A 21,356-nucleotide genomic window follows, 5' to 3' on the forward strand; every position below is an offset into this window, starting at 1 on the left:
AGGAGAATTTACAGAATAAGTAGTTAATTAAAAAATGAATAGGAAGTTGGCTAATAAAAGGTATGAGTATATTAAATCTCAATACCTTTTATTTTTGCAGTTTATTTTGCGAAAAGATGCAGAAATTTTTGCAAAGCTACAATATACACTTAATAATTATGGATATTATGATGCCTGTACTTGATGGAGCTTGTGCAACCATGAAGATAAGAGAAAAAAGCACAGTACCAATTATAATGTTATCTGCAAAATCAGAGGATATGGATAAGATACTTGGACTTAACATAGGAGCAGATGATTATGTAACAAAACCATTTAATCCTCTTGAATTAATAGCCAGAGTTAATTCAAATATAAGAAGATATATGAGTTATTCTAGCATAGTTACCAAAAAAGAAAATGTAATAACAATAGGAAGTATAGAGTTAAATGATGATAGCAAAGAAGTATCAGTAGATGGTGAATCTATAAAGACAACACCGCTTGAATACAAGATACTTCACTTGCTTATGAGTAATCCTAACAAGGTATTCTCAATACAAGAAATATATGAAAAAGTATGGGAAGAACCTGCGTATAATGCCGACACAGTGACTGTCCATATAAGAAGAATTAGAGAAAAAATAGAAATAGATCCTAAAAATCCAAAATATTTAAAGGTGGTGTGGGGAATTGGATACAAATTTGAAAAACAATAAATTTAAACAATCAACACTTAGTACTATTATAATTATATTAATGTTGGCTATTATTTCAGTTGGAATATATACACCTATAAAAAATAAAATGATTGGTTCTAAAAATTACGTACAAGAATATATGCAGAGTGAAGACTTTATATATAGCTTAGGAACAATGACTGATTATCTAGTATCAAGTAGGATTGTAGAAGAGGGTTGGTATAGTGAGGGATATGAAAGTGTAAAAAATATAAAATATTATATAACTAGAAACAATAAGAAGCTTACTTCATCTAGTATGGAAGATGAGACTAAAAATAATTGGTTAACCGAAAATGATAAAACATTTACTATAACTAATATATCTGATGAGCCTATAGAAAATCAGATTGAAAATAGTCAGCTTTATATAAATATAATAATGGATGAAAGTGGAAATGTTATGGAAAAATATTCTTCAAATAGCAAAGTGAATTTATCTGGTTTTACACATAGGCTTCGTTTAAGATATGAGAATAAAAATAATTATGCTAATTTAGATATAAAGTATTTTATTCCTAAAAAGTTGAGTGATAATAATGATTTACTAATAAGGAATATGAATAACTACATTTTGATTCCACATATTAAATTGCTTAGTATGATACTTTTAATAGGAACGTTATTGATAATTACAAGAGCATCAATTGTTCCATACTTTAAACAGAGTCAAATTGGGATTTGTAGATTATTTAATAAATCGTATTTAGAAATAAAATTACTTATGTGGTTCATTTTTTTTGGAATAAATATGTCTGTACTATCAATTGGATTTAATTCTCATTACTCAGTATTAGATATTATGAGCGATATCATATATTCAAAACCTGAGTTTTATATAATAGGTATACCATTGACTTTTGTATTATATTTACTTGTACATTTAAGTACAGTATATGTAAAATACATATACCATACTGGAATTAAAGAAGGTTTAGTAAACAAAAGTATATTTGGTAAAATAATCTCAAAATTAATTCGTACAATAAAAAACACATTTAAATATATTACTCAGATAGATACAAGTAAGCCCTATAATAAAAAAACTATATTATTATTTGCTGCTAACTTGATAGTTCTTTGGATAATAGCTTTATTTGGAGAAGGTGGAATTATTATAGCTATTATTTATACTATATTTATGTATAAGTACACTATTAGATTTTTAGATTCTATAAAAAAACTTAATGAGCAAAGTAGCAAATTGGCTAATGGGAATTTTAATGTAAATATAGATGATAATATAGGAATATTATCTAGTATTGCTGAGAATTTAAATAATATAAAATCTGGGTTTAAAGTTGCAGTAGATAAGGAAACTAAAAGTCAAAATATGAAGACTGAACTTATAACTAATGTCTCACATGATTTAAAAACTCCGTTAACTTCTATTATAAATTATGTAGATTTATTAAAAAGTGAGAATGTAACAGATGAGGAAAAAGATAAATATATAGACATACTAGATACAAAATCAAAGAGATTGAAAGTCTTAATAGAAGATTTATTTGAAGCTAGTAAGGCAAGTAGTGGAAACATAGAACTTAACACTGAGAAGCTTGATATAATATCCTTGTTCAGACAGACACTTGGTGAAATGGATGAGAAAATTAAAACAAGTACACTTGATTTTAAAATAAATATGCCTGATTATAAAGTATTTTGTAATCTAGATGGAAGAAGAACCTATAGAGTGTTTGAGAATGTTATAGGAAATATACTCAAATATTCAATGCAAAACTCAAGGGTATATATAGATATAATTGATAGTGAGGAAGATATTGAACTAGTATTTAAGAATATATCATCCTATGAGATGAACTTTGATGTATCTGAGATAACACAAAGATTTACAAGAGGAGATAAATCAAGAAATACTAAGGGATCAGGTCTTGGACTTAACATAGCAAAGAGTTTGGTTGATATTCAAAATGGAGATATGGATATTATTATAGATGGGGATTTGTTTAAGTTGATAATATGTTTTGAAAAATCGAAATAATTTGGAGGAAATTAATAAACTGAGAGTGGATTATTGAATATTATGCATCTAGAAATAATAGAGATGAACTTGAAATGTAGATTATTAAGTATCGTATGTATACTTAATAGTCTACATTTTATACTTTTAACATGGAGATGGATTAGGCTAGCTAAGAAGAAAGAAGGCTGGTATAATATTTTTAGAATATTTATACGAGGAGTTAAGAAATGAAATATTATTTAGCACCAATGGAAGGAATTGCAGGATATATATACAGAAATTCTTATGAGAAAATTTTTCATAATATTGACAAATATTTTACGCCGTTTATTCCTACAACTAAAAGTAAAAGTCTAAAAACTAAAGAATTAAAAGATGTTTTACCTGAAAATAATAAAGATATTAATATAGTACCTCAAATAATTACTAATGATTCAGAGGGATTTTCTAATCTATCTGAAAAATTACAACAATTAGGTTATAATGAAGTTAATTTAAATTTAGGATGTCCTGTTAAAACAGTCGTTTCAAAAAATAGAGGTTCGGGATTTTTAGCTAGAAGAGAAGAACTTGATATATTTTTAGATGAAATATTTAAAAGAGATAGTATGAAAATTTCTATAAAAACGAGAATAGGAAAGAATAACCCAGAAGAATTTTATGAGCTAATAAAAATTTATAATAAATATCCTATACAAGAATTAATTATTCACCCTAGAACACAAAAAGATTTTTACGGAAATAAACCTAATTTAGAAGTATTTAAAGATGCATTATCTTTAAGTACCAATCCAGTATGTTATAATGGTGATATTTTCACTGTTGATGATTATGATAAATTAATAAAAGCTTTTCCAGAAGTAAAAACAGTGATGTTTGGAAGAGGTATACTAGCTAATCCAGGATTAATTAATGAGATTGAAAATAATGTTTTTATGGATAAAGAAGTATTAAAAAATTTTCATGATGAAATTTTAAATAAATATATAGAGTTATTTAATGAAGATAGAAATGCAATGTTTAAAATGAAAGAATTATGGAAATATATGATTTATATATTTTCGGATAATAAAAAATATGCTGAAAAAATAAAGAAGTCACAAAAATTAAGTGATTACAAAGAAGTAGTTTCAAATTTATTTATGGAGCAGGAAATCATGTGATAAATTAAATAGGATTCTATTATGGCATATGCCAAGGAAAAATATAGAAATACAACACGTATTATGATATTATTAGTAATGTAGATTAAAATGAAAGAGAGTGATCAGATTGAATAAACCATGTATTACTATAATGCATAAACTTCCAAATAGAATTAGGATTAAACTTTCTTCACCAATAAAAAATGTAGAGAAAATGAAAACAGATATGATGAATGAGGGTATTATTTCCTTTAGATATAATTCAATCATACATACAGTATTAGTTTATATTGATAATTCTAAAATAGGTATGGAAGAAATTATTTCAAGAATTAAACTTTTATTTTCCTTAGAAAATGAAATAGATACTGATGATGTAGATGTTATAGAATTGGAAGCAGTAGCTAGTAAGCAGAGATTAAATAAAGAAAAAAATAACAAATTTAATTTAGACAAAATATTATCTGCAAAAGTATTTAATTTAATAAATCAAGGGTTTAACATCTTTAACAATAGTGGTGCTGGAATGGTGTCAAAATTAGGATTTGTTGCTAAAACAGGAGCGGTTGTTGCTGGTGGAAGGGCATGTGGAAAAGGCGTTATGAGGGCGTGTGGAAGAAGATGGTAGATTTGAAGAAGTAGATTATGCTACTTCTTTTTTAATGCATAAAAAGCATAATATTGGAAAAGATAGTCTTAGGAGGTGTTTATTATGTTGAATCTAAGTCAAAAAGAAAGAATGTTATTAGAAGATCAAAAATCCCATGAACAGATGTGTATCGAAAATTATACTCAGTTTTCTCAAAGAGCTAAATGCCCTGAGCTTAAACAATTATTCAATGAGTACGTAACTAAAGAACAACAACATTTAGACAGTATAAATCAGATACTAAATGGTAGTGTTCCAAATATTCAAGGAGGTAATCAAGAGCAGCAGAGCCAACCTAAAACTTTCGCTCAGTCAAATACATATGATTCAGAAGATGCTCTTTTATGTAAAGATGCTTTAATGGCTGAAAAATATATATCTGGAGCCTATAATACTACTATATTTGAGTGCTGCGATACGAATTTAAGACAAGTTCTTAACCATATACAAAAGGAAGAACAAGAGCACGGTGAAGGTATATTTAATTATATGAAAAGCAAAGGAATTTATAATCCTCAATAAATAAAGTAAAACTTAAAAACCCTAAAAACTAAATTATTTAGTTTTTGGGGTTTTATTGTGTTATTAATTAATATGTATTTGGATAGAATGTAGGTAGTAGGAAGGAGAGTGTTTCATGTTTAAAAAAGATGATCTACATATTATATCTAAATCATTAGATTATTCTATAGCTAACTTGGAAAATTATTTAAATAAGTATAGTGAATATTTATGTGATTTAGATAAAGTTGATATAATGTATGAGCTCAAGAAGCATGAGGAAATATCGTCTAAGGTAAGATTTACAATTGAAGCTAATGGATTATATAACCAAAATATTGATGTATACAAATAGAAAATCCGATGTTAATATATTAAAAGAAAATATATTAACAAAAGGAGAGATACATGACAAGAGGATTTGAAATAGTAAGTTATGAAGAGTTTAAAAAAACCTTAGGAAAAGATTTAAGTGATGAAGCTATAAAAGAAAAGTATAATAATATGAAAAAACCACGACGTGCAACTAGTTTATCGGCTGGATATGATTTTTATTGTGTTAATGATTTTACTTTAAGTCCAGGAGAGTCTATTGTTGTTGCTACTGGAATTAAAAGTTACATGAAAGAGGATGAATGTTTGAGTATATTGGTTAGAAGTAGCCACGGGTTTAAATATAATATAAGGCTTAAAAACCAAGTTGGACTTATAGATTCAGATTATTACAATAATGAAAAGAACGAAGGGCACATATTTATAGCTTTAAAGAATGAAGGAGATAGAGAGTTTGCTGTTAAATCTGGAGAGGCATTTGCACAAGGGGTATTCCAAAAGTATTTAATAGTAGATGATGATGAGCCTGTACAGGTTAATAGAGTAGGTGGAATAGGCTCATCATCAAAATAATTATATATTAAGTAGCTTTAGCTTTCATTTCATCAACTAAAGTTTCAATTTTAATTTGTATATCGTTGTAATTTTGGATTTGAGCTATTATCTCTAGTTTCTCAGATTCTGGTAAGCATTTGCTATACTTATCTAAACTATTTTCTAAGTTATGTATAGAATATTCAATTGAGTGTAGTATGTGTTTTAATTCTTTGTATTCTAACATCAATATACCTCCGGTTAAGTTTAGTATGAGTCTTAAGTATTGACATATAAGCATAGTTTTATACAAATTTTCGCAATATAATGGTACAATATATCTTGAAATTATATTAAATTTAAAAGGAGAAATATATATGAAAAAAGCATTAGATTATTTTGGAAATGGGTATAATTGTGCAGAATCTGTAATTAAAGCAACTAATGAAAAAAAGAATACAGAAATACCTATAGAAATAGCGAGTTCTATGGGGCAGGGGATGGCAGTTGGGAGTGTATGTGGAGCTATATGTGCAGGTGTTAGTTCTATAGGCATTTTAAAAGGCGGACAAGGTGTAGAACAAAAAAAGGAAGCCAGATTACATACAAAAGAGCTTATGAACAAAATAGAACAAGAATATGGAAGTGTTATATGTAAGGAATTAAAAGGAAATAAAGTTAGTTGTAAAGAATTGATTAATTATGTAGATAAATATATTGATAGTATAGAATAAACTTTTATATATTTGTTAAAGAGAGGTGACATAATGAGTAATCAAGAAAATAACGGCATTGCTGGAAGTGGATGCGAGGTATTAATACCATTTAATGAAAGAAAGCCACTTAGAGAGATTGAAAAAAGTATAATAAAAACTTATAGAAAACGTATATGGTCAAGATTTGTAAAGGCTATAAAAGATTATGAACTTTTAAAGGATGGAGATAAAGTAGCTGTTGCTATATCTGGTGGAAAAGATAGTATGCTTATGGCAAAACTATTCCAAGAACTTAAAAGACATGGACAAATAAAATTTGAGCTTGAATTTATAGCAATGGACCCTGGATATCATGAGAATATAAAAGAACTTCTAATAGATAATTGTAATTATTTGAATATGCCTATTCATTTATATGAATCACAGATATTTGAAGTAATAGATAGAATAGCTCAAGATTATCCATGCTATATGTGTGCTAAGATGAGAAGAGGGTCTTTATACTCAAAGGCACAAGAACTTGGATGCAATAAGTTAGCACTTGGACATCACTTTAATGATGTTATTGAAACTACTCTTATAAATATGTTTTATGCAGGATGCTTTAAAACTATGCTTCCTAAGCTAAAGTCTACAAACCACGAAGGACTAGAGCTTATACGACCTATGTATTATATAAGGGAGCAGGATATACAGACATTTACACAAAAAAGTGGGATATGGCCGTTAAATTGTGCATGCATGGTTGCAGCTAAGAGAACGTCTAATAAGAGAACTGAGATAAAAGAACTTATAAAAAATCTTAAGCTTGATTTTCAAGATATAGATAAATCTATATTTAAAGCAGCAGAAAATGTTAATATAGATGCTATTTTGGGATGGCAAAAAGACTCTAAAAAGCATTCTTATTTGGAATTTTATGATGAAGAATAATATTTTAAAGAGTTAATACAGCGAATATGTTGTATTAACTCTTTTTTTGATTAAAGGATTATAAATGGCTTTGTTGAACTTAAAAAATATGGTTAGAATTATTTGTTTTATTGCTCATAATGTTTATTTAAATATATGTAATTTTGTAGGGGGGATATTAATGAAATTATATACTACTAGCGAGGTATCTAAAAAAACGGGATTAAATAAAAAAACTTTAAGAGGATGGGAAAAGGAGTTTGAACTTAAAGTATCTAGAGATGATAATGGAAATAGAAATTATACAGACTATGATATTGAATTAATACAAAATATCAAAAAATATAAGCAAAAAGGAATGGGAAGAATTTTTATAATGGAGTATATAGATAATGTTAATTTTGACAAATCTAATGAAGAATGTGCAGCTACTTTAACTCAAGCTAATCCATTAGAATCTATTGGTGATATTCAAAGAAATATGGCTGAAAATTTTAAGAATATAATGGGAGAGGCTATAGGGGACATTGTTATTGAAAGAGAACAAAAATTAAAAGAAGATCTTGGAAATGAAATAAATGAAAAACTTGATGATATAAGTATTAACTTAAGAGAAGAAATAAGCAATAAGGTCAGAAAGCAAGTTAGAGTAGAGAATCAAAAGCTTATGTTGTATTTGGCAAATAATAGAAAGGAAAATAAAAAAGGATTCTTTAGTAAGGTATTTGGGTAATAAATAGGGACTATAAAAGTCCCTATTTAGAAATTAATTCATTTTTAATTAAATTAAGCATGAACGTTTCTCTTTCAACAGAAAGACCCATTTTAGAATCTTTAGATTGAATTAACTTGGTATTATGATTAATCGCTTCATCTATATCTATCCATATTGTAGTCATACTATTTGAAATCTCATAATCCTCTAAGTTAGGTGCTCCTAGTTCTTTATTAATTGTACAAACATAAAAATATGATGTCATATGCATAAGGTCATATCCCTCGTAGTGGGTAGGTCTATATTCTTCAAATATACCAAACTCTTTTATTACCTCAATATCTTTAGCTCCTGTTTCTTCATTTAATTCTCGCTTAAGTCCATCAATTAAGTCTTCGTCAGGGTCAACTCCTCCACCTGGAATACTGTAATCATTATATCTTTTAGTGTACATTAAAAGTATTTTATTTCCATCTAATATTATTGCTCGTGATGCCTTTCTTTCAAATATATTACTTTTAATTTTAGAGATATCTTTATGAAGCATTTTTTTTAATAGTCTCATGTAAAAACTCCTTTATATAGTCATTATTATACTACTATATTATATACTCAAATAAATTAATGTAAAGCATAGATGAAAAATTTAAATTGTATACGTATTAAAATTAGTTTTGAGGCATAAAATTAATATGTAGTAATAACTAAAGATAAATCACTTTAAGCAGTAATATGCTTAGTGTTGAGTTTATAATCTTTCTTATTAAAAAAGATGTCAAAGAGGAGCATACTTTTAAGTTTGCTCCTTTTTATAATTAATTGACAAAATTATTAATTTATAATAATATTATTCTGGATAAATACGGAGTAATATTATTATAAATTAGAGGAGATGATTAAAATAAAAAAATCAATGTTGGAATTTGATACTAAGACAGTAGTAACTATAGGTATAGGAGCGGCTTTATATGGGGTGCTAGGTTTATTTGGATTTCCAATAGCATTTAATACTAATATTAAGCCTGCAGTTGCATTGTTGAGTATTTTTGCAGTTTTGTTTGGTCCTGTAGTTGGTTTTTCAGTTGGATTTATAGGACATGCACTTACTGATATGATAGCTGGATGGGGAATCTGGTGGGGCTGGGTTTTAAGTTCTGCTATTATGGGACTTTTTATAGGTCTTGTTTGTAACTATAAAGAATTTAGTGTGAAAAATGGAATCGCTACTAAAAAACATTATATGTATATGATATTTACTGGAACAATAGGTATAATTATGGCATTTATATTTGCAGGAGCATTTGATGTAATATTAATGGGTGAACCATTTAATAAGATTGTCATACAGGTTATAGGAGCAATTATATCTAATCTTATTGTATTTGTAGCATTAGGAATACCTGCTATAGTAGGGCTTGTAAATGTTAATAAGAAAAACTCGAATTTAGAACTAGATAAGTAAGGAGAATGACATGGCACCGATAATTTCTTTTAAAGACTTCACATTCAAGTATAAGAGTTTATCAAAGCCAACTCTAAATAATATAAATCTGGATATACAAAAAGGGGAAAAGGTATTAATAGCTGGCCCTAGTGGATCGGGAAAGTCGACATTAGCTCATTGTATAAATGGGCTAATTCCATTTTCATATGATGGAGATATAACAGGTGAATTGGCTATTGATAATATAAATCCATATAAAACTAGTATATTTGAAATAAGTAAAAGAGTTGGCACTATACTTCAAGATCAAGATGGTCAGTTTATAGGACTTTCTGTTGGAGAGGATATAGCTTTTTATTTTGAAAATGAAAATATAGAACAATCTAAGATGAAAGAAGAGGTAATAAAAGCAGCTGAGCTTGTTGATATGATGGAATATATAGATTATAGCCCATATGAATTATCAGGAGGTCAAAAACAAAGAGTATCTCTAGCCGGAATACTTACAACTCAGGCTGAAGTGTTGCTATTTGATGAACCACTTGCAAATTTAGATCCAGCAAGTGGGAAAAAGGTTATGAGGTTAATAGATGAAATTCATAAAAAAACAGGTAAAACTATTATAATAGTAGAGCATAGAATAGAAGATGTATTAGAAGTTCCTTTTGATAAGGTTATTGTTGTTGATAATGGACAAATTAAAGCTTGTACAACTCCTAGTGAAATACTATCAACAAATGTATTAAAAGAATCTGGTCTTAGAGAACCATTATATATAGAAGCTTTAAAACATTCTGATTGCATAATTAAAAAAGAAGATAAATTAGATGATTTTGATAATGTTGATAAAGGTGAGTTTAAAGATAGTGTAAATTCTTGGTATAAAAATTTAAAGACCTTTAAAAATAAAAAAGAGCATGAAAAACTTGTATTATCACTTAAAGATGTTGAGTTCTCTTATGATAAGAATGAAAAAATAATAAAAGGTATATCATTTGATCTTTATGAAGGAGAGATTATTTCATTGCTTGGAAATAATGGTGCGGGAAAATCCACCTTATCCAACATTGTAACTGGAATAAACAAGCACAATAAAGGTGATATACTTTACATGAATGAAAATATAAATGATTGGAGTATATCAAATAGAGGTATACATATAGGATATGTTATGCAAAATCCGAATTATATGATTACGCAGAATATAATTAAGGATGAAGTTGCATTAGGAATATTAGACAAAGGGTATGATAATGAAACTATATCTACTAAAGTAGAAGAAGTTTTAAGGATATGTGGATTAATTTCTTATAAAAATTGGCCTGTAAGTGCACTTAGCTATGGTCAAAAGAAAAGGTTGAGTATAGCTTCTATACTAATACTTGAGCCTAAAATATTAATACTTGATGAGCCTACTGCTGGTCAAGATCATAAACATTATACTGAATTTATGGAGTTTATAAAATCATTAGCAGCTAAAGGAATATCTATTATATTAATAACGCATGATATGCATTTAGCTCTTGAATATACAAATAGAGCTATTGTTATGTGTGATGGAAAAAAGATTGCAGATGATAGAGTTTCTAATGTGTTAGCAGATGAAAAGGTTATAAAACAGGCTAATTTAAAGGAAACATCTTTATCAAAACTCGCTAATCTTTTAGGAATAGAAGATGTTAATTTATTTATTCAAAGCTTTATAGATTATGAAAATGACAAAAAGGAGTGTATCAATGGGTAAAATAGGAACTTTATATTTTGAAGAAGATACATTTTTACACAAATTAGATTCTGGTATTAAATTTATATTATTTATGGTATGGACTATAGTAACGTTTATGTTTTTAGATATTAGAGTATTTGGGTGTATGGGTATATTAGGACTTATATTGCTGTATAAGTCTAAGATTCCTTTTAACACTATCAAAATTATGATTGGAGTTATGATAGGGTTTAATTTATTGAATTCTTTATTCATACTACTTATAACTCCTCAATATGGATCAAAGCTAACAGGGACATACACATATGTATTTGATATCGGTTATAGTGTGATTACCCTTGAAAGTTTATTTTATGTTTTAACATTATCTATTAAATATGCTACATTATTTCCTATAACTTTAATATTTATATTTACTACTCATCCTAGTAAATTTGCGAGTAGTTTAAATAAAATGGGACTTCCATACAAGATAGCTTATGCTTTAAATATAGCCTTTAGGTATATTCCTGACATTCAAAAGGAGTTTAATCAGATAGTTAACTCTCAACAAGCTAGAGGTATTTCATTTAAAAAGGGAGAGGCTTCATTAGCAAAAAGAATTAAAAATTTTACTGCTATAATAATGCCGTTGATTACAAGTGCATTAAAAAGAATAGAGGTAGTATCAAATGCAATGGATCTTAGGGGGTTTGGTAAACACAATGGTAGAACGTGGTATAATTCTAATAAGGTTAATAAAGCCGATTATTTAGTTTTATTAATATCCCTAATGTCTTTATTGATTTGTATATATATTAAGGTGAAGATGAATTTTAAATTATGGTATCCATACTAAAATAAAACGGTGAACACTTTGTTCACCGTTTTGTTTTAGTATCTTCTTTTTTTTCTTTTGATTATATTTTTAACAAGAACTATTTTATTATCAGCAATAGTTATAGCTTCTTGAGTTATATTTAATTGCTTCATCATTTTGTACATTATAAATTTTTCTCTATCTCTAACTATGTTTATAACAACTCCATCTTTATTCATTCTACCTGTACGACCTGCACGGTGCAAATAATCTACCTTATCAAGTGGTAAATCCATATTGAATATATGAGTTACATCTTGAAAATCCATTCCTCGCGTGAATAAATCCGTAGTTACTAGTATTTTAAGTTTACCTTTTTTAAATGATGATAGTAGATGTTGTCTATCTTGATTTTTGGTTCTAGTCTGAATACCTCCAACTGAATAACCTTGTCTGTGAAGATCTTTTACAAATCTATCTACATTTTCATTTTTATTTATAAAAACTAATGATTTTGAAGGTTTTGTAGTTTTTAAGATTTCAACTAAAGTATCTGTTTTTCTAGGTGCTTTACTTATTATATATTGGTGCTTAATTTTTGTAGGTATAGGTTTAATATGGTCTAGGTTTATAAATTTAGGATTTTTCATAAGCTTATTCAATATATCACTAGACTCTTGTGATATAGTTGCAGAAAAGCTTAATAATTGTCTATCTTTTAAAGTTGTTTTTATTATACCTTGAACCTTTGATAAAAATCCTTTCTCTAATATTTGATCAACCTCATCTAAAGCTATTGTATGTATATTGTGCATTTTAATTTTTTTAAGACTTATTAAATGAAGTAATCTTCCAGGTGTTGCTACTACTAAGTGAGGTTTTTGCTTTAATCGTTCTATTTGCTTTTCAAGATTCATACCTTCTACTATACAAAGAGTTTTTATATCTGAATTTTGAGTTATTCTTTGAGCCTCTTCTTGTATTTGTATACTTAATTCTTTACTAGGTGCTAATATTAACATTTGCAAACTATTTTTATTTGTATCGATTTTTTGCACCATAGGGATTAAATAAGATAAAGTCTTACCTGTACCTGTTCTTGCTTTTCCTATTACATCTATACCTTCTAATATTAGAGGTATTGTGTCCATTTGAACCTTAGTAGGTTCTATGATATTAGAGTTAGTAAGGTTACCTACTATAAAGTCATGTAAGTTATACTGTTTAAATTTGTTTTGCATTTTGTATCTCCTTTTTGTTTTATGAATCTATTATATCCTAATATGAGTATATTCGATACCATAATACGGATTTTTTTATAATTTCCGTTACGAATTTAAAAAAAAGTTTACATTGTGTATAATATATTTAGGTAACTAAGAGGTTATTGGATTGTGATTATATATTATATGGGGGATTTTTATGATATCTAATGAGGACACGAAAAATATTAATTATGTTTATATAATAGAGTGTAGTGATGGAACTCTTTATACTGGATATACTAATAATTTGGATAAAAGAATATATACACATAATAAGGGTAAAGGTGCTAAGTATACAAGGTTCAGACTTCCTGTTAAATTACGTTATTATGAGCAATACGAATTAAAGAGTGAAGCATTAAAAAGAGAGTATAAAATAAAACAAATGACTAGAAAACAAAAACTAAAATTAATTGAAAAATAAAATAATAAGGATTATTATATATATAAGAATATATAAAGATGAGGTTATAGACATGATTAAAAAACTAAAAAAACGAAATAGAAAAAACAATACGTCAAAGAAAATTAATTATTTAAATAAAATGATACCAGGTCTTTCGGTTACCTTGTATCTAAGCATATATTCGATTTATTATCTTGATGTTAGTATATTTGAAAAGTATATAAATTTAAGTCATGACATTTTAAGAATAGTTAGTATATTAACCGCGTATATATTAAGTGGGTATATAAGCACTAAAAATATCAAAGACCATAAAAACATAAAGTTAACCTATATGATTAACTTTATTGTTTTTATTATAATATTAGTGATATAAATTAATCTTAATTAATAATATAAAACACATCCTTTTAGGGGTGTGTTTTGTATTATCAACAAATTCATAATGACCTGCATATATTATTATAAGTATATAGAAAAATAAGGAGGAAGAAAATGAGCAGAAACTTAGAAGATTTACATCCGTATGTTAAATATTTAGCTGAAAAGTTTATTGAAGAATGCAAAAAGCAGGGTATAGATATTTTAATATATAGCACTTTTAGAAGTAAAGAAGAACAAAATAAATTATATGAACAAGGAAGAAGTGTTCCTGGAAATAAGGTTACAAATGCAAAAGGTGGTTATTCTTATCATAATTATGGATTAGCCTTTGATTGTGTACCTATTATAAATAATAAAGCACAGTGGGATAGAGTTGATTTATATGAAAGAATGGGTGAGATAGGTAAAACTATAGGTCTAGAATGGGGAGGAGATTTCAAAAGCTTTAAAGATAGACCTCATTTTCAGTGGAGAGGAGGCCTTAAAATAAAAGACTTATTACAAGGAAAAATACCTATATCTCAATTAGAATTAGAACTTAAAAATTCAGTAAATAGATTATTTCAAGAAAATATCATAAATACTCCAAATTATTGGATAGATACTAAAGAATATAAAACTGAATATGTAAAAAAATTTATATATAATTTCTCTTGGTATTTAGGATTTAATAGGTCAGAAAATGAATTTATTACTGTATTAAATGAACTAAAAAATAAAAAAATAATAGATTCACCACAGTATTGGATTAATAATAAAACATATAAAACTGAATATGTAATAGAGCTTATTGTTAAGTTTACAAAATATATAAAAGAAAATAATATTGACAGTAAATTTGTGCTTTCAGTAAATAAATTAGCTATGAATGATATAATAAATAGTCCGGATTACTGGATTAATAATGAAGAATATAAAGGTGAATATGTTAAAGAACTTATAAATAAAATTGCAGATAAATTAGGGTAGTTACACTACCCTAATTTACATTTAGAACTATTTTTGATTATCATAATGTTTCTTTTTGTATGGTTTAGTAGATTCAATGGTATGTCGTTTTAAATCATTTGGTAAAGTGATATCATCGCCCATTTCTGAATCTATTTGATGAAAATTTTTTATTGCTTGAGAATCTGAAATTTTTCGAGTGTTTTTATTTTTAATCATAAATGCATCCTCCTATATTCTTATTTATTATTAATTTAACCAATAATACGAAAGCTATATTAGAAATTATTGAAAATTAAATTTAAGGATTCGGTTAATATTAAATTAAAGTTAAGTTTATATTTGATAATTACAAGAAAATACAAAAATACAGAAAATATTATGGTATAATATTAAGAGCAGAACTTCATTTAGTTTTATGTTTTATCCAAAAATTAAGAATTTTAAAACTCTATATAAATTAAGTTTCGCTTTATAAAAGAGTCTTCCTTCGGAAGGTTTTTGATGTAGACTTTTTTGAAACTCATAACGAAAATTATACTTGTCCACAATTTGAAGATGATTATAATTTTCTATTCGTTATAAAAAATTAAGAAAGGATAAATTAATATGTCTATATATAATTTTTTTAAATCCTTGTTTAAACTAAGTTACTGGGAAGAATTATATAATAAAATTAAGGAAAATAAAGATACAAAACCAGTATCAGAAGAAACAGAACAGTGCTTAGATTGCAAACGAATAATAAAAATACAAGAAAATTTCGAATTTCTTGAAAATTTTATCGATACTATTCCTACTCCCATGTTTTATAAAGATGAGAATGGAGTCTTTAAGCATTGCAATGTAGCTTTAACAGAATTTTTAGGATTAAAAAAAGAAGAAATTATAGGAAATACTAAGGATTATATTAATCTAAAGGAGCTTTCTGAAATTTGCAATAAACAAGATACTAAATTAATGAAAAATAAAGATAAACAAACTTATGAATCTAAGATTAGACATAAGGATGGTTCAATTAGAGATGTAATTATTAATAAAGCTGTTATTATAGATAAAAAAAAAGATATAAAAGGTATTGCTGGATCTATAATCGATGTTACTGAACGTAAAAAATATCAAAAAAGAATAAATAAATTATTAAAGCTAAAAGAAGCTATGCTTGAAATAAGTTATTCTGTTGTGGATCTAGATGATATTAATGAACTGTTTGATTTAATATTAGAAAAGGCAATAGATTCTATTGAAAATGCAAATATAGGAACGGTATTAATTCTAGATGATAATGAAAATTTAAAAATTATTGCAAGTAGAGGTTATAAAGTTGAAGAATCTGAAAAATTCACCATTAAGCTTGATGAGACAATTATATGGAAGAAGACAAATGGATATATAGATAAAACCATGATTGTCAACAATATAGATAAAATGGATGAAATTAATCTTTTAGCAGTAGATGAAAACTTTAAAATAAAATCTGTTATCTGTTCTCCTATAATTATAGATGCAAAGTTATATGGTTTTATAAATATTGATAGTAGTGACAGTAATGTTTTTGATGATGAAGATTTAGAGATAATGGAGTATATAAGAAATCAAATACAAATAGCAGTTAGTAAGTATAAGTTGTATGAAGAAATGTTTTACTTAACTAGATATGATAAACTGACTAATGTTTATAATAGAGGATATTTTGAAGAAATATTTGATAAATATATGTCGGACAAACAAAAAGAAGACTTTTCATTGGTAGTATTTGATTTAAATGAATTAAAGTTTGTAAATGACAATTATGGACATTTAGCAGGAGATGAAGTAATTAAAACATTTGCTGAAAATTTAAGAGAATCTATTAGATCTTCAGATATTTTGGTTAGAATCGGAGGCGATGAATTTTTAGGTGTTTTCTTCAAAACTAATTCAAATAACTTAATTAAAAAATTCGAAGTTTTAATTGAAAATTTAAAAAATAATCAAATAATATTTGAAGGAAATTGTATTACTTGTAGTTTTAGCTATGGAATAGCTGAATTTCCAAAAGACAGTGATAAATATAAAGAATTGATAAAGATTGCAGATAAACGTATGTATCGTTATAAACAGGAATTAAAAAACAATGAAATATAGAAAGAACTTCTCAGTAATTTGAGAAGTTCTTTCTTTAATATTGATTACAAAATTAACAAATTTATATTATATACAATTTGCATTTAAGTTTTTACATCTCAGAATTATGCATATAATCTTAAATACAATTCCATTTATTTTGCAATGTAAAATATTTAGTTCAATCTATATAGTTAAAAAATAAGAGGATTTATGCTTTCTTGTTTTTGATGAAATTATACGAATGTTATAAAAGAAATATATATATATAACTTCAATATATTAATACAAATCTTTGAATAATGTTTATTATTTGATATACTTATTATAAAATAACAATTTCATATAGAGGGGGATAATGAATGTTTTTATTTAATTGGATTAGAGACTTATTTAATTTTAAAAAATTAAATATTTTTAAATATAAAAATGAAATTATTTTAGAGGAAAAAAAAGCAATTCTAAAATGTGTTCAAGAAACATGTGATTTAGGGATTTGGGAATGGAACTATACATCAAATGAAATTTATTTTTCAGATAAATTATGCAAAATACTTGAAATAAATGAACAAAAATATGAAGGCGAATTAGATTTTTTTATTGAAACATTAACTAATGATGATTATAAAGATTTTTTTATAAAAGCTATTAAAACTCCAATAGAAGATGGAATATCAAAGAATATGGAGTATAAAATAGTAAATATAAATAAAGAAGAAATTTGGGTAAGAACAAATTCGATTTGTATATATGATAATAAAAATAAAGTCAAGATGATAGGTGCTGTTCAGAATATTACTCAATGGAAAAAAAGTAAAACATTGCTTGAAGAAAATTATAATTTTCTTGAAGTTCTTATTGATACTATTCCTAGTCCAATATTTTATAAAGATGAAAATGGTATATATAAATATTCTAATATTGCTCATTGGGAGCATTTTGTTGGTAGAAAAGAAGATTTTATAGGGCATAGTGTTCATGATATTTTAGAAAAAGAAATTGCCGATATTCATAGTGATGCAGATAGTGATATTATTAAAAATAAGCAAAAAAAAATATATGAATGTAAGATCTATAAAGACGGAGTATTACATGATGTAATTTATAATAAAGCTCCATATATAAATCAGCATGGACAAGTCAAAGGAATAGTTGGAGTTATGGTAGATATTACAGAACGAAAGAGTGCAGAAAAAAGTATAAATAAACTATCAAAAATAAAGGATGCTATATTAGAAATAAGCTATTCTATAACGGAAATAAGTGATATTACAGAATTATTCAATTTAATACTAGAAAAGGTGATTGAATCTATAGAAAATGCAAATATTGGTTCTATTTTAATATTAGATAATGAGGAAAATTTAAAAATTGCTACACATAAAGGCTATATACAACAAGATGCTGAAAAATTTACGCTTAGATTGAAAGATTCATTTATATTTCATAAAACACAGGGTAAGATAAATAAAACAGTTATTATTAATGATTTTGATAAAATGATAAATAAGAAATGCCCAAATATTTTAGAAAATGAAGAGAGTTTTAAAGTAAAGTCTTCAATCAGTTCTCCAATTATAATAGATGGTCAATTATATGGTTTGATAGGAATAGATAGCAAATATAATTACGCATTTGATGAAATTGATATAGAATTAATGGAGTATATGAGAAATCAAATCGCTACAGCTATTAGTAAACATAAACTTTATGAAGAAACTATATATTTATCTAGATATGATAAACTAACAAATGTTTATAATAGAAGGTATTTTGAGAATATACTTGATAGATATATTAATAAGACTATTAAGTGTGATGAAGAATTTTTGATTGTATTATTTGATTTAAATGAATTAAAACTTATAAATGATACTTATGGGCATTTAGCCGGAGATGAGGTTATTAAGACATTTGCTTCTACGTTAAAAAAACGGATTAGATCTTCAGATATATTATCAAGAATTGGGGGAGATGAATTCGTAGGAGTTTTTTTTGGAACTGACTTACAAAATCTTGTTAATAAGTTTGAAGGTATAATAGATTATTTTAAAGAAAATAACATACTATTTGAAGAAAATAAGATTATATGTAGTTTTAGTTATGGTATAGCTAATTTTCCTTATGATGGGAAAAAATACGATGAATTAATAAAAATTGCTGATGAGAGAATGTATGAATATAAACAGAGGATTAAAAAAGTTTAGTTTAATTTTGCAAAAAAAAAGATTATAGCTTATAATACTATAAGAAAAGATTATATAAAAATATCGAGCATATTGTTTGCTCGATATTTTTACTTATAATAAAAGTAACTAGGGAGGAAAAAGTGAAAAAAGTTATAATAGCAGAAAAGCCATCTGTAGCTAAAAATATTGCAGAAGCTTTCAAGATAAAGAATAGAAGAGATGGATATTTTGAAGGGGAAGAATATTTAATCACATGGGCTTTTGGACATTTATTACAATTATATGATGCAAAAGATTATGATCAAACAATGAAAAGTTGGAGAATGGAAAAATTTCCGTTTATACCAGCAGAATTTAAATATAAAGTAAAGCAAGATGGAAAAAACAGAAGTATTACAGATAAAGGTGCTCAAAAACAATTAAATATAATTAAAACATTGATAGATAGAGAAGATGTTGATGGAATCATATCAGCTACTGACTATGACAGAGAAGGTCAAGTAATTGCAGATGAATTGTTTTTATATTTTAATGAAAAGAAACCAGTATATAGGCTATTGCTTAATGAATGGACATTAGAAGAAGTTAAAAAAGGTATGAAAAACTTAAAGCCTAATGAAGAAATGAAATCATTACAAGATGCAGGGATAGGAAGGCAGTGGGCAGATTGGATAATAGGTATTAACCTTACCTCTATTGCAACTATAAAATATAAGTTGAATAATGATAAAATCTTAAATATAGGGAGAGTGTTATTGCCTACCCTAAAAATCATTTATGATAGAGATAAAGAGATAGAAAACTTTAAAGCAACAACCTATTATAAGCTTACTTCTAACTTTAAAACTAAATATAATGAAGAATATGAAGGTCTTTATTATGAAAATAATTCAGAAAAATTTGATGATAAGAGCATCTTAAGTAATATTAGTAAAAAACTAGAGGGTAAGACTGCCCAAATAATAGAAAAACAAACCGAAAAGAAGAAAGAATATCCACCTTTTCTATTTAATTTATCAAATCTTCAAGGTTATATAACAAGTAAATATAAAGGTTGGACTTCAGATAAAGTTTTAAAAGTAGCTCAATCATTATATGAAAAGAAGTTCATAACATACCCAAGGACAGGAAGTATAGCTCTAGAAGAAAGCTTGAAAGATAAAACAAAAAAAGTATTAGAAAAATTAAAAAAAGGATTAACATATGAATCAGATATTAAATTTATACAAAGTAAAAGAGTGTTTAATAATGCAAAGGTAGAAAGCCATAGTGCTATAATTCCAACTTATATGAAACCAAGTAAGTTAACTGAGGATGAAAAAAAAGTATATACTGCTATTAAGAATAGATTTATAATGCAGTTCATGCCAATAGCTGAATTTGAAGAAACCAAGATAACATCAAAAGTTAATGATAAAGAAATAAAAGGAGTTTTTATATCAAGGGGTAAGGTGCAAATAACAGAAGGTTGGCGTGTAGTTGAAAAAATAGAGACAAAGGATACTATATTACCAATGGTTACTGAAAAAGAAATGGTTGAAGTAATAGGAAGTAAAGTGAATTCAGTAACAAAAAAACCACCCAAAAGACATACAGAAAAAACATTATTAAGAGTTATGGAAACTTGTGGTAAAAATTTCAAAAATGAAGAAGATAGTGAAGAAATGATGGAATCTATATTAAGCGGATTTAGTATCGGAACTCCTGCTACTCGTGCAGAAACTATAAAAAAATTAAAAATAGTAGGATATATTTCAAGTAAAGGGAAGAGTTTAGTTTGCACAGAACTTGGAAGAACAATCGTAGATATATTTCCAGCCAAAGAACTATTTGATTTAGAATATACAGGTAGATTAGAAAAAACACTATCCGATATAGAAA

Annotated in this window: 23 protein-coding genes; 19 read left to right on the top strand and 4 right to left on the bottom strand. The window is 26.3% G+C overall.

Features of this window, described 5'->3' with window-relative positions:
- Positions 1–62: 62 nt before the first annotated feature.
- From N4A48_RS10230 to N4A48_RS10260, 7 genes are all read left to right on the top strand, one after another.
- Entirely contained in the window at positions 63–698 is a 636-nt protein-coding gene (locus N4A48_RS10230; protein WP_443081754.1) for a response regulator transcription factor, read from the top strand.
- Positions 673–2,721, top strand: a complete 2,049-nt coding sequence (locus N4A48_RS10235; RefSeq protein ID WP_293665823.1) for a histidine kinase dimerization/phospho-acceptor domain-containing protein — start codon at positions 673–675, stop codon at positions 2,719–2,721. Before N4A48_RS10230 ends, N4A48_RS10235 begins: the two co-directional genes overlap by 26 nt.
- A gap of 209 nt (positions 2,722–2,930) precedes the next feature.
- The gene (locus tag N4A48_RS10240) at positions 2,931–3,866 is read left to right on the top strand and encodes a tRNA dihydrouridine synthase (RefSeq protein ID WP_293665824.1); all 936 of its coding nucleotides are present in this window, start codon (positions 2,931–2,933) and stop codon (positions 3,864–3,866) included.
- 109 nt (positions 3,867–3,975) lie between these two features.
- Positions 3,976–4,476, top strand: coding sequence for a hypothetical protein (locus tag N4A48_RS10245; RefSeq protein ID WP_293665825.1), 501 nt, complete (start codon positions 3,976–3,978; stop codon positions 4,474–4,476).
- An 84-nt stretch (positions 4,477–4,560) separates the two neighbouring features.
- Positions 4,561–5,019: a spore coat protein gene (locus N4A48_RS10250; RefSeq protein WP_293665826.1), complete on the top strand. Its 459-nt coding sequence runs from the start codon at positions 4,561–4,563 to the stop codon at positions 5,017–5,019.
- A gap of 115 nt (positions 5,020–5,134) precedes the next feature.
- The gene (locus N4A48_RS10255) at positions 5,135–5,353 is read left to right on the top strand and encodes a hypothetical protein (protein ID WP_293665827.1); all 219 of its coding nucleotides are present in this window, start codon (positions 5,135–5,137) and stop codon (positions 5,351–5,353) included.
- A gap of 53 nt (positions 5,354–5,406) precedes the next feature.
- The gene (locus tag N4A48_RS10260; RefSeq protein WP_293665828.1) at positions 5,407–5,904 is read left to right on the top strand and encodes a deoxyuridine 5'-triphosphate nucleotidohydrolase; all 498 of its coding nucleotides are present in this window, start codon (positions 5,407–5,409) and stop codon (positions 5,902–5,904) included.
- 7 nt (positions 5,905–5,911) lie between these two features.
- On the opposite strand, the gene N4A48_RS10265 is transcribed toward N4A48_RS10260, so the two are convergent.
- Positions 5,912–6,112 (bottom strand): hypothetical protein, encoded by a 201-nt coding sequence (locus tag N4A48_RS10265; protein ID WP_293665829.1) that lies wholly within the window; start codon positions 6,110–6,112, stop codon positions 5,912–5,914.
- Positions 6,113–6,242: 130 nt separating this feature from the next.
- On the opposite strand from N4A48_RS10265, the gene N4A48_RS10270 reads away from it, so the two are divergent.
- From N4A48_RS10270 to N4A48_RS10280, 3 genes are all read left to right on the top strand, one after another.
- A complete protein-coding gene (locus N4A48_RS10270; RefSeq protein WP_293665831.1) occupies positions 6,243–6,599 on the top strand; it encodes a C-GCAxxG-C-C family (seleno)protein in 357 nt (118 codons plus the stop codon).
- A gap of 33 nt (positions 6,600–6,632) precedes the next feature.
- Entirely contained in the window at positions 6,633–7,514 is an 882-nt protein-coding gene (locus N4A48_RS10275; RefSeq protein WP_293665832.1) for a tRNA 2-thiocytidine biosynthesis TtcA family protein, read from the top strand.
- Positions 7,515–7,674: 160 nt separating this feature from the next.
- A complete protein-coding gene (locus N4A48_RS10280) occupies positions 7,675–8,226 on the top strand; it encodes a helix-turn-helix domain-containing protein (RefSeq protein ID WP_293665833.1) in 552 nt (183 codons plus the stop codon).
- A 22-nt stretch (positions 8,227–8,248) separates the two neighbouring features.
- Here the strand turns inward: N4A48_RS10280 and N4A48_RS10285 are convergent, their stop codons facing one another.
- On the bottom strand, positions 8,249–8,773 hold the full coding sequence (locus N4A48_RS10285) for an NUDIX hydrolase (RefSeq protein ID WP_293665834.1): 525 nt from the start codon (positions 8,771–8,773) through the stop codon (positions 8,249–8,251).
- 327 nt (positions 8,774–9,100) lie between these two features.
- Here N4A48_RS10285 and N4A48_RS10290 point away from each other — a divergent pair, with 327 nt between their 5' ends.
- From N4A48_RS10290 to N4A48_RS10300, 3 genes are read left to right on the top strand one after another with little or no spacing between them, the layout of a single operon-like run.
- On the top strand, positions 9,101–9,670 hold the full coding sequence (locus N4A48_RS10290) for an ECF-type riboflavin transporter substrate-binding protein (RefSeq protein ID WP_293665836.1): 570 nt from the start codon (positions 9,101–9,103) through the stop codon (positions 9,668–9,670).
- Between the two features lie 10 nt (positions 9,671–9,680).
- Complete coding sequence (locus tag N4A48_RS10295) at positions 9,681–11,396, top strand: ABC transporter ATP-binding protein (RefSeq protein ID WP_293665837.1); 1,716 nt, start codon at positions 9,681–9,683, stop codon at positions 11,394–11,396.
- Positions 11,389–12,216 (top strand): energy-coupling factor transporter transmembrane component T family protein, encoded by an 828-nt coding sequence (locus tag N4A48_RS10300; RefSeq protein ID WP_293665839.1) that lies wholly within the window; start codon positions 11,389–11,391, stop codon positions 12,214–12,216. Before N4A48_RS10295 ends, N4A48_RS10300 begins: the two co-directional genes overlap by 8 nt.
- Positions 12,217–12,251: 35 nt before the next feature.
- Here the strand turns inward: N4A48_RS10300 and N4A48_RS10305 are convergent, their stop codons facing one another.
- On the bottom strand, positions 12,252–13,418 hold the full coding sequence (locus N4A48_RS10305; protein WP_293665841.1) for a DEAD/DEAH box helicase: 1,167 nt from the start codon (positions 13,416–13,418) through the stop codon (positions 12,252–12,254).
- Positions 13,419–13,599: 181 nt separating this feature from the next.
- Between N4A48_RS10305 and N4A48_RS10310 the strand changes: the two genes are divergently transcribed.
- The 3 genes from N4A48_RS10310 (at position 13,600) to N4A48_RS10320 (ending at position 15,201) form a co-directional block, all read left to right on the top strand.
- Positions 13,600–13,866 (top strand): GIY-YIG nuclease family protein, encoded by a 267-nt coding sequence (locus tag N4A48_RS10310; RefSeq protein ID WP_330665105.1) that lies wholly within the window; start codon positions 13,600–13,602, stop codon positions 13,864–13,866.
- 52 nt (positions 13,867–13,918) lie between these two features.
- On the top strand, positions 13,919–14,224 hold the full coding sequence (locus N4A48_RS10315) for a hypothetical protein (protein ID WP_293665842.1): 306 nt from the start codon (positions 13,919–13,921) through the stop codon (positions 14,222–14,224).
- Positions 14,225–14,343: 119 nt separating this feature from the next.
- Positions 14,344–15,201, top strand: a complete 858-nt coding sequence (locus tag N4A48_RS10320; protein ID WP_293665843.1) for a M15 family metallopeptidase — start codon at positions 14,344–14,346, stop codon at positions 15,199–15,201.
- 27 nt (positions 15,202–15,228) lie between these two features.
- Here the strand turns inward: N4A48_RS10320 and N4A48_RS10325 are convergent, their stop codons facing one another.
- Positions 15,229–15,399, bottom strand: a complete 171-nt coding sequence (locus N4A48_RS10325) for a hypothetical protein (protein WP_293665844.1) — start codon at positions 15,397–15,399, stop codon at positions 15,229–15,231.
- Between the two features lie 390 nt (positions 15,400–15,789).
- Here N4A48_RS10325 and N4A48_RS10330 point away from each other — a divergent pair, with 390 nt between their 5' ends.
- The 3 genes from N4A48_RS10330 to N4A48_RS10340 form a co-directional block, all read left to right on the top strand.
- Positions 15,790–17,307, top strand: coding sequence for a sensor domain-containing diguanylate cyclase (locus tag N4A48_RS10330; protein ID WP_293665845.1), 1,518 nt, complete (start codon positions 15,790–15,792; stop codon positions 17,305–17,307).
- A gap of 341 nt (positions 17,308–17,648) precedes the next feature.
- Complete coding sequence (locus N4A48_RS10335; RefSeq protein WP_293665846.1) at positions 17,649–19,493, top strand: sensor domain-containing diguanylate cyclase; 1,845 nt, start codon at positions 17,649–17,651, stop codon at positions 19,491–19,493.
- 122 nt (positions 19,494–19,615) lie between these two features.
- Positions 19,616–21,356: DNA topoisomerase (locus N4A48_RS10340; RefSeq protein WP_293665848.1), on the top strand; the 1,741-nt coding region annotated here is incomplete at its 3' end.

The organism is Tepidibacter sp. (assembly GCF_025210165.1).
Lineage (GTDB): Bacteria > Bacillota > Clostridia > Peptostreptococcales > Peptostreptococcaceae > Tepidibacter_A.

Bases quoted from the DNA above. Each gene is read 5' to 3' on its own strand.
- N4A48_RS10230 (WP_443081754.1), top strand. From the start codon at position 63: ATGAGTATATTAAATCTCAATACCTTTTATTTTTGCAGTTTATTTTGC.
- N4A48_RS10240 (WP_293665824.1), top strand. From the start codon at position 2,931: ATGAAATATTATTTAGCACCAATGGAAGGAATTGCAGGATATATATAC.
- N4A48_RS10250 (WP_293665826.1), top strand. From the start codon at position 4,561: ATGTTGAATCTAAGTCAAAAAGAAAGAATGTTATTAGAAGATCAAAAA.
- N4A48_RS10255 (WP_293665827.1), top strand. From the start codon at position 5,135: ATGTTTAAAAAAGATGATCTACATATTATATCTAAATCATTAGATTAT.
- N4A48_RS10260 (WP_293665828.1), top strand. From the start codon at position 5,407: ATGACAAGAGGATTTGAAATAGTAAGTTATGAAGAGTTTAAAAAAACC.
- N4A48_RS10265 (WP_293665829.1), bottom strand. From the start codon at position 6,112: ATGTTAGAATACAAAGAATTAAAACACATACTACACTCAATTGAATAT.
- N4A48_RS10270 (WP_293665831.1), top strand. From the start codon at position 6,243: ATGAAAAAAGCATTAGATTATTTTGGAAATGGGTATAATTGTGCAGAA.
- N4A48_RS10275 (WP_293665832.1), top strand. From the start codon at position 6,633: ATGAGTAATCAAGAAAATAACGGCATTGCTGGAAGTGGATGCGAGGTA.
- N4A48_RS10280 (WP_293665833.1), top strand. From the start codon at position 7,675: ATGAAATTATATACTACTAGCGAGGTATCTAAAAAAACGGGATTAAAT.
- N4A48_RS10285 (WP_293665834.1), bottom strand. From the start codon at position 8,773: ATGAGACTATTAAAAAAAATGCTTCATAAAGATATCTCTAAAATTAAA.
- N4A48_RS10290 (WP_293665836.1), top strand. From the start codon at position 9,101: ATGATTAAAATAAAAAAATCAATGTTGGAATTTGATACTAAGACAGTA.
- N4A48_RS10295 (WP_293665837.1), top strand. From the start codon at position 9,681: ATGGCACCGATAATTTCTTTTAAAGACTTCACATTCAAGTATAAGAGT.
- N4A48_RS10300 (WP_293665839.1), top strand. From the start codon at position 11,389: ATGGGTAAAATAGGAACTTTATATTTTGAAGAAGATACATTTTTACAC.
- N4A48_RS10305 (WP_293665841.1), bottom strand. From the start codon at position 13,418: ATGCAAAACAAATTTAAACAGTATAACTTACATGACTTTATAGTAGGT.
- N4A48_RS10310 (WP_330665105.1), top strand. From the start codon at position 13,600: ATGATATCTAATGAGGACACGAAAAATATTAATTATGTTTATATAATA.
- N4A48_RS10315 (WP_293665842.1), top strand. From the start codon at position 13,919: ATGATTAAAAAACTAAAAAAACGAAATAGAAAAAACAATACGTCAAAG.
- N4A48_RS10320 (WP_293665843.1), top strand. From the start codon at position 14,344: ATGAGCAGAAACTTAGAAGATTTACATCCGTATGTTAAATATTTAGCT.
- N4A48_RS10325 (WP_293665844.1), bottom strand. From the start codon at position 15,399: ATGATTAAAAATAAAAACACTCGAAAAATTTCAGATTCTCAAGCAATA.
- N4A48_RS10330 (WP_293665845.1), top strand. From the start codon at position 15,790: ATGTCTATATATAATTTTTTTAAATCCTTGTTTAAACTAAGTTACTGG.
- N4A48_RS10335 (WP_293665846.1), top strand. From the start codon at position 17,649: ATGTTTTTATTTAATTGGATTAGAGACTTATTTAATTTTAAAAAATTA.